Below are 1,479 nucleotides of genomic sequence, written 5' to 3'. Positions count from 1 at the left end.
GCTCCCGTGACAGCCGGGGGTCAGACCGCCGCCGCGGCGGCGCGCCCCGCGGTGCGTCCGGAGAAGAGGCATCCGCCGAGGAAGGTGCCTTCGAGCGCGCGGTAGCCGTGCATCCCGCCGCCGCCGAAGCCGCTCGCCTCGCCGGCGGCGTAGAGGCCCGGCACGGGTGTGCCGTCCGGCCCGAGGGCGCGGGCGGAGAGGTCCGTCTCGATGCCGCCGAGACTCTTCCGGGTCAGGACGTGCAGCTTGACCGCGATCAGCGGTCCCGCGTGCGGGTCGAGCAGCCGGTGCGGGCTCGCGACGCGGATGAGACGGTCACCGCGGTAGTGCCTGGCCTGGCGGATCGCCGTGATCTGGGCATCCTTGGTGAAGGCGTTGTCGAGCTCGCGGTCGCGGGCGCGGATCTCCCGCTCGACCTGGGCGAGGTCCAGGGGAGCATCGGGGGAGAGCCGGCGCATGCCCGCGAGCAGGTCGGGCAGGGTGTCGGCGACGACAAAATCGGCGCCATGCTTCTTGAAGGCCTCGACCGGCCCGGGAGCGCCTTTCGTCACCCGTTTGGCGAGAAGGGCCAGGTTCTTACCGGTGAGGTCGGGGTTCTGTTCGGACCCGGAGAGTGCGAACTCCTTCTCGATGATCTTCTGCGTCAACACGAACCAGCTGTGTTCGTAGCCGGTGCGCAGGATGTGCTCGAGCGAGCCGAGCGTGTCGAAGCCGGGGAACAGGGGAGCGGGCAGCCGGGTCCCCGTCGCGTCGAGCCAGAGCGAGGACGGACCGGGCAGGATCCGGATTCCGTGCGCGGGCCAGACCGGGTCCCAGTTCGCGACGCCCTCCGGGTAGTGCCACATCCTGTCTCCGTTGATCAGCCGGGCGCCGGCCCGCTCGCTGATGCCGAGCATCCGCCCGTCGACGTGCGCGGGCACGCCGGACAGCAGTTCCCGGGGCGCGGTGCCGAGCCGGGTCGGCCACTGGGCGCGGACTTGCGCGGGGTTTCCGCCGATGCCGCCGCTTGTCACGACGACGGCGGATGCCCGCAGATCGAAGTCGCCGACGACCTCGCGTGAGCTGGGCGCGCCGCGCGGGGCGTCGCTCGGGGCGAGGATGCTTCCCCGCACGCCGACGACCGTGCCGTCGTGGGTGAGCAGCTCGTCGACCCTGCGGCGGTGCAGCGCCGTGACGAGGCCGGACCGCACGCCTTCCCGCACGCGCTCGATGAACGGGGCGAGAATCGCCGGACCGGTGCCCCAGACGATGTGGAACCGCGGCACGGAGTTGCCGGGGCCGAGGGCCGTGGTGCCGCCGCGTTCGGCCCAGCCGACGACCGGAAAGAAGCGGATGCCGCGGGAGTGCAGCCAGGCGCGCTTCTCGCCGGCGGCGAAGTCCAGGTAGGCCTCCGCCCAGCGGCTCGGCCAGAGGTCCTCGTCACGGTCGAAACCCGCGGTGCCGAACCAGTCCTGTCTGGCGAGTCCGGCGGAGTCGTGC

General features: G+C 72.5%; 1 protein-coding gene. It reads right to left on the bottom strand.

All coding sequences use genetic code 11. The annotated features are described in order from the left end of the window. Positions 1-20: 20 nt before the first annotated feature. The coding region (locus QN345_RS18955; RefSeq protein ID WP_323509102.1) for an FAD-binding dehydrogenase at positions 21-1,479 on the bottom strand (1,459 nt) is incomplete at its 5' end.

It is taken from the genome of Cryobacterium sp. 10I1, from assembly GCF_035019805.1.
GTDB classification, from domain to species: domain Bacteria; phylum Actinomycetota; class Actinomycetes; order Actinomycetales; family Microbacteriaceae; genus Cryobacterium; species Cryobacterium glucosi.
The sequence above is the reverse complement of the archived record's forward strand: the minus strand, read 5'-3'. Positions and strand labels throughout refer to the sequence as shown.